Source organism: Bradyrhizobium sp. ISRA442 (assembly GCF_038085055.1).
Lineage (GTDB): Bacteria > Pseudomonadota > Alphaproteobacteria > Rhizobiales > Xanthobacteraceae > Bradyrhizobium.
The window spans coordinates 350,721-362,965 of the sequence record NZ_JALGCN010000003.1 but is presented as its reverse complement, the minus strand read 5'-3'; the positions used below and the strand labels follow the sequence as shown (position 1 = coordinate 362,965).

Annotated in this window: 12 protein-coding genes; 4 read left to right on the top strand and 8 right to left on the bottom strand. The window is 65.5% G+C overall.

Features of this window, described 5'->3' with window-relative positions; genetic code table 11:
- Positions 1-86 precede the first annotated feature (86 nt).
- Positions 87-1,538, top strand: coding sequence for a glutamate synthase subunit beta (locus MTR72_RS08015; protein WP_280968297.1), 1,452 nt, complete (start codon positions 87-89; stop codon positions 1,536-1,538).
- Between the two features lie 220 nt (positions 1,539-1,758).
- Here MTR72_RS08015 and MTR72_RS08010 read toward each other — a convergent pair whose 3' ends face one another.
- A complete protein-coding gene (locus MTR72_RS08010) occupies positions 1,759-3,501 on the bottom strand; it encodes an outer membrane beta-barrel protein (protein WP_341510282.1) in 1,743 nt (580 codons plus the stop codon).
- Positions 3,502-3,695: 194 nt separating this feature from the next.
- Here MTR72_RS08010 and MTR72_RS08005 point away from each other — a divergent pair, with 194 nt between their 5' ends.
- On the top strand, positions 3,696-4,703 hold the full coding sequence (locus tag MTR72_RS08005; protein ID WP_280968295.1) for a KpsF/GutQ family sugar-phosphate isomerase: 1,008 nt from the start codon (positions 3,696-3,698) through the stop codon (positions 4,701-4,703).
- Positions 4,704-4,885: 182 nt separating this feature from the next.
- Here MTR72_RS08005 and MTR72_RS08000 read toward each other — a convergent pair whose 3' ends face one another.
- Positions 4,886-5,440, bottom strand: coding sequence for a carboxymuconolactone decarboxylase family protein (locus tag MTR72_RS08000; RefSeq protein ID WP_280970837.1), 555 nt, complete (start codon positions 5,438-5,440; stop codon positions 4,886-4,888).
- An 80-nt stretch (positions 5,441-5,520) separates the two neighbouring features.
- Here MTR72_RS08000 and MTR72_RS07995 point away from each other — a divergent pair, with 80 nt between their 5' ends.
- Positions 5,521-5,847 carry a winged helix-turn-helix transcriptional regulator gene (locus MTR72_RS07995; RefSeq protein ID WP_280968294.1) on the top strand — a complete coding sequence of 109 codons (327 nt, stop codon included), beginning with the start codon at positions 5,521-5,523 and terminating at the stop codon, positions 5,845-5,847.
- Positions 5,848-6,032: 185 nt separating this feature from the next.
- On the opposite strand, the gene MTR72_RS07990 is transcribed toward MTR72_RS07995, so the two are convergent.
- The 4 genes from MTR72_RS07990 to hemH all read right to left on the bottom strand — a co-directional run bounded on the left by MTR72_RS07990 (position 6,033) and on the right by hemH (position 9,825).
- Entirely contained in the window at positions 6,033-6,476 is a 444-nt protein-coding gene (locus MTR72_RS07990; RefSeq protein ID WP_280968293.1) for an NfeD family protein, read from the bottom strand.
- Between the two features lie 27 nt (positions 6,477-6,503).
- The gene (locus MTR72_RS07985) at positions 6,504-7,502 is read right to left on the bottom strand and encodes an SPFH domain-containing protein (protein WP_280968292.1); all 999 of its coding nucleotides are present in this window, start codon (positions 7,500-7,502) and stop codon (positions 6,504-6,506) included.
- A 288-nt stretch (positions 7,503-7,790) separates the two neighbouring features.
- On the bottom strand, positions 7,791-8,768 hold the full coding sequence (locus tag MTR72_RS07980) for an ABC transporter substrate-binding protein (protein WP_280968291.1): 978 nt from the start codon (positions 8,766-8,768) through the stop codon (positions 7,791-7,793).
- Positions 8,769-8,787: 19 nt separating this feature from the next.
- Complete coding sequence (hemH, locus tag MTR72_RS07975) at positions 8,788-9,825, bottom strand: ferrochelatase (RefSeq protein WP_280968290.1); 1,038 nt, start codon at positions 9,823-9,825, stop codon at positions 8,788-8,790.
- 84 nt (positions 9,826-9,909) lie between these two features.
- On the opposite strand from hemH, the gene MTR72_RS07970 reads away from it, so the two are divergent.
- On the top strand, positions 9,910-10,308 hold the full coding sequence (locus MTR72_RS07970; protein WP_280968289.1) for an MAPEG family protein: 399 nt from the start codon (positions 9,910-9,912) through the stop codon (positions 10,306-10,308).
- Between the two features lie 178 nt (positions 10,309-10,486).
- Here the strand turns inward: MTR72_RS07970 and MTR72_RS07965 are convergent, their stop codons facing one another.
- Together MTR72_RS07965 and MTR72_RS07960 are read right to left on the bottom strand one after the other, a co-directional pair.
- On the bottom strand, positions 10,487-11,614 hold the full coding sequence (locus tag MTR72_RS07965) for a nickel/cobalt transporter (RefSeq protein WP_280968288.1): 1,128 nt from the start codon (positions 11,612-11,614) through the stop codon (positions 10,487-10,489).
- Positions 11,605-12,240: a DUF1007 family protein gene (locus MTR72_RS07960; RefSeq protein ID WP_445819564.1), complete on the bottom strand. Its 636-nt coding sequence runs from the start codon at positions 12,238-12,240 to the stop codon at positions 11,605-11,607. Before MTR72_RS07960 ends, MTR72_RS07965 begins: the two co-directional genes overlap by 10 nt.
- Between the last annotated feature and the right edge of the window lie 5 nt (positions 12,241-12,245).

Genomic DNA, 12,245 nt, shown 5'->3' with positions numbered 1-12,245 from the left:
ATTGCTTCGCAATTTTGTCACGCGCTCCTCGCAATGACGCTTGAGGAAACAACAGACGAATTTAAGCGGCAGGGACTACGGGTTTAATGGGCAAGGTCACGGGTTTTCTCGAAATCGAACGGCACGATCGCAAGTACACGTCGGTCGCCGAGCGCTTGAAGCACTTCAAGGAATTCGTCGTCCCGCTCAGCGAGCGTGAGCTGCGGGACCAGGCCGCGCGCTGCATGAATTGCGGCATCCCCTACTGCCACGGCACCGGCTCGGTCGCGCCCGGCACGCCCGGCTGCCCAGTCAACAACCAGATCCCCGACTGGAACGATCTGGTCTATCAGGACAATTGGGAAGAGGCCTCGCGCAACCTGCACTCGACCAACAATTTCCCGGAGTTCACGGGCCGCATTTGCCCGGCGCCGTGCGAGGCGTCCTGCACGCTCAACATTGACGACAATCCCGTCACCATCAAGACCATCGAATGCGCGATCGTCGACCGCGCCTGGGACAATGGCTGGCTGAAGCCGGAGGTCGCCGCGGAGAAGACCGGCAAGAAGGTCGCCGTGATCGGCTCGGGTCCGGCCGGCATGGCCTGCGCGCAGCAGCTCGCGCGCGCCGGCCACGACGTCCATGTCTACGAGAAGTACGCCAAGGCTGGTGGCCTGCTCCGCTACGGCATTCCCGACTTCAAGATGGAAAAGGGCGTCATCGACCGTCGCGTCCAGCAGATGGAGGCGGAAGGCGTCACCTTCCACTACAACAGCCATGTCGGCGCTGACGGCAGCGTCGATCCGCGCGAGATGCTCAACGACTACGACGCGATCGCGCTGACCGGCGGCGCGGAGGCCCCGCGCGACCTGCCGATCCCCGGCCGCGAGCTCTCCGGTATCCATTACGCGATGGACTTCCTGCCGCAGCAGAACCGCCGCGTCTCCAATGAGCCGCTGAATGGCGTCACCGAGATCCTCGCCGGCGGCAAGCATGTCGTCGTCATCGGCGGCGGCGACACCGGCAGCGACTGCATCGGCACCTCGCTGCGCCAGGGCGCGCTCTCCGTGACCCAGCTCGAGATCATGCCAGCCCCGCCCGAGCGCGAGAACAAGGGCCTGACCTGGCCGAACTGGCCGCTGAAGATGCGCACCTCCTCCAGCCAGGCCGAAGGCGCGATCCGTGAATACGCCGTGCTGACGCAGAAATTTTCCGGCGAGAACGGCAAGGTCAAGAAGCTGCACTGCGTGCGCGTCGACGACAAGTTCAAGCCGATTGCCGGCACCGAGTTCGAGCTCGACGCCGAGCTCATCCTGCTCGCGATGGGTTTCGTGCACCCCGTGCACGAGGGTCTTTTGAAGCTGCTCTCGGTCGACCTCGACCCGCGCGGCAACGTCAAGGCCAACACGCTGGACTACCAGACCTCGCGTCCGAACGTGTTTTCGGCAGGCGACATGCGCCGCGGCCAGTCGCTGGTCGTCTGGGCCATCCGCGAAGGCCGCCTGTGCGCGCGGTCGATCGACACGTTCCTGATGGGGAAGACGGATCTGCCGCGGTAGTCGCTGCTCGCTCCGCTGCCAGACTTGAAGAAAGCTGTCATCGCCCGCCTTGTGCGCAATTGCGCACTGGAGCGGGCGATCCAGTATTCCAGAGACAGTGACGTAGTCCGGAGAAGCCGCGGCGTACTGGATGCCCCGGTCAAGCCCGGGGCATGACATCGGAGTGAGTGGCGAGAGCGGGGCCAAAGGCACCGCGTGCGATCAAGCGTTACGCACCGCCTCAATTCTGCAGCCTCACCCCCAGCATCGCCACCGTGCCTTGCGAGCTCGACCCCGGCTGGTTCGAATCCAGGATGTCGTGCCGCAGCGTGCCCTTGATCCAGACACTGCGGTTGAGCTTGTAGATCAGGTCGCCTTCGAGTGAGTAGGTCTTGTCGTTGCGGTTCTGGCCCTGGTAGTCGTAGGTGCCGTAGGTGAACTTGCCGACCGCGGTGAGCCAGCGGCGGAAGTCGTGATCGACCTCGGTCGAGTAGGTGCGCACCAGGACTCCAGACGACCCGGCGACCGTGGTCTCGGCGATCTGCGTGTCGGTGAAGAATTTCACGGTGGTCAGGCCGCTCGCGTTCCAGATCAGCGAGCCCGCGGTCAAGAAGCCCGAGAGCTGGCTGAGGCGCGGGTCGACATAGTTGCGTGCGGCATAGCCGACCGAGATCTCGCCGGTGAGGATGCGGCTGAGCTCGAAGGACGAGCCGATCTTGGCGTAGCCGCCGGACGAATCTCGGAAGTAGCCATTGCGGTCCGGCGACAGGTCATGCACGCGACTGTCGCCCTCGACCTCGACGAACGGCTTGAGGCCCGGCTTGAGCTCATAGGAGATGCGCCCGACGCCGCCATACTGGTTGAAGTCGCGGTCGTCGTTGCTCGACACCGTGCCGTCGGTGAGCTGGGAGTTCGTATAGGCGGTACGGTCGACGGTGGCGCCGGCGGCGACCTGGAGGCGGTTGAAGGTCTGGTCGAAGCCGAAGGTGCCGCCATAGCTGGCGTAGATCGGATATTTCTGTAAGCCCGCCTGCACGTTCGGGCTGCCGGGGTTGTCGGTGGCGATCCGCAGGCGGAGCTGCGAGGTCAGCTTGAGATCGCGGTCGACATCGACCCGGCCGTCGACATGGCCGGTGAAATCGGGGCGGTCAATGTCGACCGGCGACGGCGAGGCAAGTCCGTCGATCGTCGCCGGCATCTGATTGCCATAGCCCGAGAAGGAGCCGCGCAGATCGGCGACCAGCGCGTGCCGCTCCCAGTCGGAGATCACGAGCAGTTCGGGCGCGACCACATAGACCGGCGAGCCGACCGGCTTGTTGAGGCGCGCCGGATTGGTGTCGTAGCCGCCGGAGAGCTCGAGTGCGCCCTTGATCAGGAAGCTGCCGGCATAGTCGCCCACCGCGCCGAACGGATCGTCATCGGCCTTGAGGCGGCGGCGCAGCGGCTGACCGGGCACGGTGCCGGCCATTGCCGGCGGTGTCGGCGTCTTGTGTGCGGTCTCGGATGGCGGCGGCGCGATGCGCGGCGGGCCGAGGCTCGTGTCCGGTGCAGCAGCGGGCGCCGGCGTGCCGGGCCCGGGCGAGCGCTTCGGCTTCGGCTGTCCGGGATAGAGTTTTGGCTGCTGCCGTTTGCGGTTGAGGGAGTCGTAGCCCGAGCCACTCGCGCCATTGGCCGCGGGCAGCCCATAGGTCGGAACTTGACCGACGCGCGAGGTTGCCGGCGTCTGCCGGCTCATGCGTGGATCGGCGTTGGGATCGGGCAGCGCCGGCAACGCGTCCGAGGGCGCTTGGACGACACCGGCCGTGCGGCGCGTTGGCAGCGTGTCAGGCGAGACAAAGCCGCCGCGGGTAGGATTGAACAGGTCGGGCGTGAGGCTCTGGGCGACCGCGGGAGCGCTTTCCAACGCGGTCAAGAGCAGGCATGGCAAAGCGGCGCGAAAGAGATGCGCGCGACGGCTCCGGCCTCTACCTGGAGGCGACCTCACGATGGAATTACCCCAGCGAAATCAGATACTTCCTTGATGGCAACCGCCGGGCGGCGGGAACCATCGTTAAAGGAGTTAAAACAATTATGGTTAATGAGCCGTTGAGGGGTTTGGGGCCGCGTCGCCTCCCGGGCGGCGGCATGCTAAGGAGGCGCCAACGGGCAAATCACGCCCCACCTCCCTTGGATCAAGACATGCCGAGCTCGAAACCGCTGATGACCGCATCATCCGGCCCCCTACCCGCCAGTATCGAATCCGCGCTCCGCACGCTGGAGACGGAGAGCGGCGGCATCAACGCGCTGGCCGCGGCGCTGAAGGGACCACTGGGCGCAAGCTTCGCAGCAGCAGTCGAGCTGATCCGGCAGGCCAAGGGCCGCGTCATCGTCACCGGGCTCGGCAAGTCCGGCCACATGGGGCGCAAGATCGCGGCAACGCTGGCCTCGACCGGCACGCCGGCGTTCTTCGTGCACGCGGCCGAAGCCGGCCATGGCGACCTCGGCATGATCACCGCGGACGACGTCATCATGGCGCTGTCCTGGTCCGGCGAACAGCCGGAGATGAAGAACATCGTGAACTATTCGGCGCGCTTCGCCATTCCGATGATCGCGGTGACCTCGAACCCCGCCTCTTCGCTGGGCCAGGCCGCCGACATCGTGATCGAGCTGCCGAAAGCGCGCGAGGCCTGCCCGCACAATCTGGCGCCGACCACCTCGACGCTGATGCAGGCCGCGATCGGCGATGCGCTCGCGATCGCGCTGCTCGAGGGTCGCGGCTTCACAGCGCTCGAATTCGCGCATTTCCACCCCGGCGGCAAGCTCGGGGCGATGCTGAAATTCGTCCGCGACTACATGCGCACTGGCGCGGAGATCCCGGTGAAGGCGATCGGCACCAAGATGTCGGAGGCGGTCGTCGAGATGTCGGCCAAGGGCTTGGGGTGCGTCTGCATCGTCGATGAGGCGAACGAGATCGCGGGCATCATCACCGACGGCGACCTGCGCCGTCACATGCGGCCTGATCTTCTGACGGCGTCGGTCGACGACATCATGACGAAGCAGCCGAAGACCGTGCCGCCCTCCATGCTCGCCACCGAGATGCTGGAGGTGCTGAACGCGCGCAAGATCACGACGCTGATCGTGGCCGAGGCGAACAAGGTGGTCGGCATCGTGCACTTGCACGATCTCTTGCGGGCGGGGGTGGCGTAAGCTCTCCCCGTCATCCCGGGGCATCGCGAAGCGATGAGCCCGGGATCCATTGCGCCGCAGAGTTTGTTTCGCCATGGATTCCGGGCTCGCGACTTCCGTCGCGCCCCGGAATGACGGCGCGGCTATCGCGCGCGACCAGCCTCCCCAACGTCATTGCGAGCGTAGCGAAGCAATGACGGTGGTTAGACCTGCGGAAACCTTGCCGCCTTCTCTTCCAGCGGCAGCCGCAGGCCGTTCGCGAGATACGACACCGTGCGGTAGAAGCCGCACAGCAGGATGACCTCCAAAATCTGCGCCTCGTCATAATGCGCCGATAGCGCCGCGAACTCCGCATCGTCGAGCGTTGCGTGGTGATGCAGCGCGTCGACGGCCGCGATCAGCGCCTGCTCGGCCGGCGACCAGCAGGGCGAAGCGGTGTCGCCCAGCACGGTGGCGCGGACTTCCTCGGCCGTGAGCCCGGCCGGCCCGGCAAAAATCGCGACGTGCACGCCCCACTCATATTCGCATCTGGTCAGCGCGCAGGTGCGGTCGATGACGAGCTCGCGCTGGCGCAAGGAGAGCGGCCCGGGATCGAGCAGGCCGCCGGCGCGAAACTTGTCCCAGGCGCGGGTGTAGCCCGCCATCACCCTGAACAGCATCAGCGGCGGCGCACCGCGCATGATGCGGTCGAACTGCGCCTGGATCTCCGGGGCATAAGGCGCCTCAAGCGGCGCGATGCGCGGCATCGCGGATGACATGGCAGATGACATTGGCCGCCTTGCTACAATTACTGTAGCATGACGCTACATTATCCGTAGCAGGACGCAAGAGGGCCGCGATGACGAAGCAGTCAGCATCAGGGGAGCGCCGCGTGCGCGGCTCGCGCACGGGCCGGCCGATCATGGCGCTGCTCGACCTCTTGGGCCGGCGCTGGAGCCTGCGGATCTTGTGGGAATTGCGATGGAAGCCCCTCACCTCGCGCGCGCTGCGCGCGGCTTGCGACGAGGCCTCGCCCACGGTGCTGCAGGCGCGTTTAAGCGAATTGCGCGAGGCGGGATTCGTGGAGCTCGGTGAAGCCGGCGGCTACGGCCTGACGCCGCTCGGACGCGAGCTGTGCGAGACGTTCCTGCCGCTGCACCGGTTTGCGGAGAGGTGGAGGAAATAGAGAGAGCGCTGCCGCGCGCTCGATCTTCCTTCTCCCCTTGTGGGAGAAGGTGGCGCGAAGCGCCGGATGAGGGGTCTCTCTCCGCGCGCTCACCGCAGCAGAGTTATTCGCGGAGAGAGACCCCTCACCCGTCTCGCCGCTACGCGGCGAGCCACCCTCTCCCACAAGGGGAGGGGAAAAAGCAGCTACGTCGCGGCCACGGTCAGATTCGCACCATCGACCTGCACCACCCTCACCTTGGTGCCGGCTGGTGTATCCGGGCCAGCGACGCGCCAGATGGTGTCGCCGATGCGGACGGTGCCGGAGCCATCGATGATCGGCTTTTCCAGCGTGAACTCGCGGCCCAACAGCGCCTCGGTGCGCTTGTTCAGGAAGGGGCTCGCGCTTGCATCCATCTTCGGCCGGGCGAGGCGGCGCCACACCGGCACGGCCGCTGCGGCGAACACCGCAAACATCACGAGCTGCGTCTGCCAGGACGGATGAAAGGCAAACGAGACGAGGCCGACCAGCAGCGCCGCAAGGCCGAGCCAGAACAGGAACACGCCCGGCGCGACCACCTCCAGCGCCATCAGGACGAAGCCGAAGATCAGCCAATTCCAGGTGCCGAGCGAAACGAACATGTCGGTCATGACACGACCCTCTCTCGAATGATCCCGTTACTGCGGCGGCACCGAAGGCGGCGTTGGTCCCGACGTCGGCACCGAGCCGCCGCGGCGGGCGGCCGCGACAGCGGAGGCGGCACTTTCGCCGAAAGTCGCCTTCGCGATCTCGCCGATGCCGGCGAGCGAGCCGAGCAAGCTCACGGCCTCCATCGGCAGCATGATGATCTTCTGGTTCGGCGCCTCCGCGAACTGGCCGAACGCCTTTATATATTTGTCGGCGATGAAATAGTTCAACGCGGCAACGTCGCCCTTGGCGATGGCTTCCGACACCGCCTGGGTCGCCTTGGCCTCGGCTTCGGCGAGACGCTCGCGCGCCTCGGCATCGCGGAAGGCGGCCTCGCGGCGGCCTTCGGCCTGAAGGATCTGCCCCTGCTTGGCGCCCTCGGCGCGCAAAATCTCGGACTGGCGCTGGCCTTCGGCGGCCAGAATGTCGGCGCGCTTGACGCGCTCGGCCTTCATCTGCCGGCCCATCGCCTCGACGAGGTCGGCCGGCGGCACGATGTCCTTGATCTCGATGCGGTTGACCTTGACGCCCCAGGGCGAGACCGCTGCGTCGACGACGCGCAACAAGCGCTCGTTGATCTCGTCGCGATGCGACAGCACCTGGTCGAGATCCATCGAGCCCATCACCGAGCGGATGTTGGTCATGGTCAGGACCGTGATCGCCTGGGTGAGGTTGGCAACCTCATAGCTCGCCTTCGCGGCATCGAACACCTGGAAGAAGGCGACGCCGTCCACAGTCACGGTGGCGTTGTCCTTGGTGATCACCTCCTGCTCGGGGATGTTGATCACCTGCTCCATCATGTTGATCTTGCGTCCGACGCGATCGAAATAGGGCACGATCAGATTGAGCCCGGGGCTCAGGGTCTGGGTGTATTTTCCGAACCGCTCTATGGTCCAGTCGTAGCCTTGCGGCACTGTCTTCACGCCTGCAACCAGCGTGACGATGACAAGCAACACCAGAACAATCGCGAAAATATCGAAGCCGCTCATAGCTCCTCCAAGGCGGGAAAACGCCTTCCCCCGCAGCTCCCATTGGTCGGTATCGCTACCCTACCGGTTCAGCGGCACGAATTCACGTCGGCGCGGACCGATCCCTCCACAGGAAGTACGGAGCAGGAACCAGGGGCATTAAGTATTTACGAGGGGATTCTTGAAAGCGCGCGAGTGAGGGGCCGCAGCACCCAGAGAGACTGTAACGCCTCACCCGGAGCGCATCTGTCGATGCGATCCGACCTCTCCCTACGGGAGAAGGTGAAACCAGGTCGCGGGCTGTCGCGATTATTCGATGACGTCGTTTGCGGTGGCGAGCAGGTGGGCGGGGATGGTGACGCCGATTGCCTTGGCCGTCTTCAGGTTGAATGCGAGCTCGAACTTGGTGGGATTCTGCACCGGAAGGTCGGCGGGCTGCGCGCCCCTGAGGATGCGATCGATATAGGATGCGGCACGGCGCACCTGCTCGGCGCTGTCGGTGCTGTAGGACATCAGGCCGCCCTCCTCGACGAAGGTGCTGCTCCAGAACACCGCAGGCGTGCGTGCCTCGGTGATCGCCGCGAGCAGACGCGCGCGGTTGGCCATGGTGAAGAAGTCCGGCAGCACCAACAGGCCGCCATCCTTGCGCGAGGCCAGCGCAGCGATCGAGGTGTCATCATGCACCGGCGCGGCCTCGACCGCGACGCGAAGCGCACGCGCAGCGTCCTCGATCGTCTGCAACATCAGGCCGGCGAACGGCGCGGTGGCGGGATTGTAGACGACAAAGACGCGAGCGACCTTTGGCTTGATCTGCGAGAGCATCTCCAGCCATTTGCCGGCCATCGGGGCATCATAGTCGGTAAAGCCGGTAATGTTGCCGCCGGGATGCGCGAGATTCTTGACGAAGCCCTGGCTGACCGGGTCGGTGACCACGGCAAACACGATCGGCGTCGTCGCCGTGCGGCTGTGCAGCTCTTCGACCGAGGGCGTGCCGACCGCGAGCAGGATGTCGGGCTTGAGCGCGACCAGCTCGTCGGCGAGCCGCGCGATCCGCTGCCTATCGCCGCCGCCGCTGCGCCAGTCGATCTTTAAGTTGGCCTGCTCCTTCCAGCCATGGGCGGCCAGCGCCTCGACCAGGATGGCGCTGCGCGTCCGTCCGGCCGCGTCATCTTCCGCCGTGACCGAGAGCACTCCCAGCCGGCGCGTCACGCCCGGCTGCTGCGCCAGCGCCGCGCGCGGCAGCGCTGTGATCGTCCCGAGGATGCCGAGAATCTCGCGGCGGTTCATGGGATCAGATCCAGCCTCATCAGATCCAGCCTTGCAACTCGCGCAGCACCAGGGTGCGGATCACGTCCATGCCGGGCTCGCTGTCGTTGAGGCAGGGGATCGCGGCAAAGTGCTCGCCGCCATTGTGCTTGAAGATCTCGGCGTTCTCCTGCGCGATCTCCTCCAGCGTCTCCAGGCAGTCGGCGGCAAAGCCCGGCGTCACCACCGCGATGCGGCGCACGCCCTCCTTGGCAAGACGCTCCATCGTCTTGTCGGTGTAGGGCTGCAGCCACTCGTCATTGCCGAAGCGCGACTGGAAGGTGAGCAGCAGTTTTGACGCGTCCATCCCGAGCCGGCGGCGCAGCGCTTCGGTCGTGGCGACGCAATGCTCCTGGTAGGGATCGCCCTTGTCGACGTAGGCTTTCGGCATGCCGTGAAAGGAGGCGACGATCAACTCCGGCTTGAACGGCAGCGTGGCCAGATGCGCCTCGATCGAGGTCGCGAGCGCCTCGATATAGGCCTCGTCCTCATAGTATGGCGGCGTCACCCGCAGCGTCGGCTGCGCACGCAGGCAGGAGAGCACGCGGAACACCTCGTCGCACACGGTCGCCGACGTCGAGGCTGAATATTGCGGATAGAGCGGCACGGCGAGGATGCGGTCGCATCCCCTGGCGATCAGCGCCTCGATGCCGGAGCGGATCGAGGGATTGCCGTAGCGCATCGCCCAATCGACAACGATATGCCCGCGGTCCGACAGCGCGGCTGCGAGCTTGTCGCTCTGCGATCGCGTGATCGTCTTCAGCGGCGACTCGTTCTTCTCGTTGTTCCAGATCTTCTGGTAGTCGAGCGCCTTGGTGCGCGGCCGGCGGCGCAGGATGATGCCATTCAGCACGAGCTGCCAGATCAGGCCCTGGTCCTCGATGACGCGGGGATCCGAAAGGAATTCCTTCAGGTAGACCCGCACGCCGGGCGCGTCGGCCGTATCGGGCGTGCCGAGATTGATCAGGAGCACGCCGACGCGTGGCAGGCTGGCTTGCACGGCGGGCTTCGCGGTCTCGATGGGGACAACGGTCGTCATGGCCGTCCGTGGGTCGCGCGTTGTGCCGAACTTGTCAAGATGAGCCCGCTTTCGCTAGGGTCCCGCCCAAGCGGGGGAGGACCGATGACACTCGCGGAATGGTGCGTTCTTGGAGCGCTGCTGCTGTATCTGGCGACGATCGCCTCGATCAAATGGATCAGGTTTCGCAGCTTCGACAATTCCCGGCCGCGCGACCCCGCCTTCTACGAAGATGCCCTCTCGCAGCGCGCGCTCGGCGCGCACCAGAACGGCATCGAGACCTTTCCATTCTTCGCCTTCGCCGTGCTCCTTGCCGAATTCCGGGATTCGCCGCAGCGCCTGATCGACGAGCTGGCCGTGCTGTTCCTGATCGTGCGGATCGCCTATGTGCTGACCTATCTCGGCAACCGCCCGACGCTGCGCTCGATCCTGTGGAGCGTCGGCTTTGCGATCAATCTCGGGATCTTCTTCATGCCCGCCTTGAAGCGGCTTCTGCCCGTGTGAACTTTCTTCCTTCTCCCCTTGTTGTAGAAGAAGGTGGCGCGAAACGCCGGATGAGGGGTTGTATCCGCATACTGGTCTGCGAGAGGCGCAATCGCGGAGAGAGACCCCTCACCCGTCTCGCCGCTACGCGGCGAGCCACCCTCTCCCACAAGAAGGGAGAGGGAAAAGAGTGCTCCACTCAAAAACACGTCGTCCGTTCGGCGGCGATGTAGCCGAACAACAGGCCTGCGCCGAACAGCAGCACGAGGCCGGCGGCGGCGAATTCGATGCCGCGCATGAAGAGTGCGCCGCTGCCGTCGCGGGCTCCGCTCAGGCGGCTGGCGATGTCCTTGGCGGAGACGGCGACGACGGCGATGGCCGCGACCGTGATCGCGGTGCCGAGCCCCATCAACAAGGTCGCGGCGATTCCGGCCCAGAACAGGCCTTGGGCCAGCGCGAACACCAGGACCAGAATCGCACCCGAGCAAGGGCGGATGCCCACCGTGAGGATCGCGGCGAACCCGCGCCGCCAGCCACCCGGCCCGGCCAGCTCGCTCGGCGCGGGGCCGTGGGAATGGCCGCAATGTTCGTCATGGACGTGGTGCTGATGGGCGTGGGCGTGAGCATGGCCGTGGTCATAACCATGCTCGTGATCGTGGTCATGATGATCATGCGCATCATGATGATGGTGATCGCCGTGATCATGGTGATGCGGCACGCCGGCGATCGCAGGCACTGGCTGGGCCGCCTGCAGCGCGCGGATGAAGCCACCGCCCTTGACCCAGACGAGGCGCAGGCCGAATGCCGCGATCAGGGCGTAGCTTGCGATCTCGATCGCCCCCTCCGCCTTGCACATGGTTTTCGCCGTCGCATTCAGCGCCCAGGCCAAGATGCCGACAATGAGGATGGCCACCAGCGACTGCATCAGCGCCGAGGCAAAGGACAGCGCGATGCCGCGGCGAGCGGTCTCGCGATTGGCGACAAGGTAGGAGGCGATCACCGCCTTGCCGTGGCCGGGACCGGCGGCGTGGAATATCCCGTAAGCGAAGGAGATCAGGAGCAGCGTCCACACCGCCGAGCCGTCCGACTTTGCGGCGCGGATGGTCGCCGACATCTGGCGATAGAATTCCGATTGTTTTGCCAGCAGCCAGCCGATGATGCCGCTGGCCTCGGGTTCGGCGGCCTGCGAGGGGCGCGGCGCGCCGAACGGATTCTGTGCGAGGAGATCGTGAAGGGCGGCGTCGGCCATGCTCACGACGAGGACAACCGCAGCGCAGACGAGCAGCCCGCGCGCGAGCGGAGAACGAGGGCGCGGGATCAAGGGCAATCCACCGTGATCTTGTTGGCAAACATCATGCCGAAATTGGCGTTCTCGCCGTTCATGAAGGTCTGCTCGTTGAGCTTCTGGGCGCTCGCGGTGCCATCACTGGGCCGCTCCAGCTTCATCTGGCAGCCACTGGGCGCGCCGACCAGCTTGACCGGATTGTCCTTGGCCATCTGGAAATCGATGAAGAAGGAACGGTCGAACACCTCGAGCACAAGCTGCTTGGACTTGACCGGGTTCTTCAACGGCAGCGTGAAGTGCAGGGTGAGGACCGTATCCTTGTAGTCGAGGAAGTAGTCGACCGGCTCCTGGAATCGCTCCTTCTTGCCGTCGGCTCGCGCGAAGGTGAAGTAGGCGTATTCCTTCAGCGACTCGACATTGGTTTGCGCCAGCGGCGCCAGCTCTTCGCGGCTATAAGCGCCCTTGGTCTTGCCCTCGAGCCCCTGCACCGCATAGGCCGAGAACATGTCGTCGAAGGTCCAGGCGTGGCGGACGCCGGTGATCGTGCCGTCCTCCGCATAGATCAGCTCGCTGGTCGCGGTGATCCAGACATGCGGATGCGCCTCCGCCGCGCCGGCCGCGAGCGTGAGGCCGGCGGCGAGCAGCAGTCCGAACAGGCGGCGCATCATACCCA

Excerpts from the sequence above, each read along its gene's own strand:
- hemH (WP_280968290.1), bottom strand. The coding sequence starts at position 9,825 with ATGACGACCGTTGTCCCCATCGAGACCGCGAAGCCCGCCGTGCAAGCC.
- MTR72_RS08005 (WP_280968295.1), top strand. The coding sequence starts at position 3,696 with ATGCCGAGCTCGAAACCGCTGATGACCGCATCATCCGGCCCCCTACCC.
- MTR72_RS07960 (WP_445819564.1), bottom strand. The coding sequence starts at position 12,240 with ATGATGCGCCGCCTGTTCGGACTGCTGCTCGCCGCCGGCCTCACGCTC.
- MTR72_RS07995 (WP_280968294.1), top strand. The coding sequence starts at position 5,521 with ATGACGAAGCAGTCAGCATCAGGGGAGCGCCGCGTGCGCGGCTCGCGC.
- MTR72_RS07990 (WP_280968293.1), bottom strand. The coding sequence starts at position 6,476 with ATGACCGACATGTTCGTTTCGCTCGGCACCTGGAATTGGCTGATCTTC.
- MTR72_RS08000 (WP_280970837.1), bottom strand. The coding sequence starts at position 5,440 with ATGTCATCCGCGATGCCGCGCATCGCGCCGCTTGAGGCGCCTTATGCC.
- MTR72_RS07970 (WP_280968289.1), top strand. The coding sequence starts at position 9,910 with ATGACACTCGCGGAATGGTGCGTTCTTGGAGCGCTGCTGCTGTATCTG.
- MTR72_RS07980 (WP_280968291.1), bottom strand. The coding sequence starts at position 8,768 with ATGAACCGCCGCGAGATTCTCGGCATCCTCGGGACGATCACAGCGCTG.
- MTR72_RS08015 (WP_280968297.1), top strand. The coding sequence starts at position 87 with ATGGGCAAGGTCACGGGTTTTCTCGAAATCGAACGGCACGATCGCAAG.
- MTR72_RS07985 (WP_280968292.1), bottom strand. The coding sequence starts at position 7,502 with ATGAGCGGCTTCGATATTTTCGCGATTGTTCTGGTGTTGCTTGTCATC.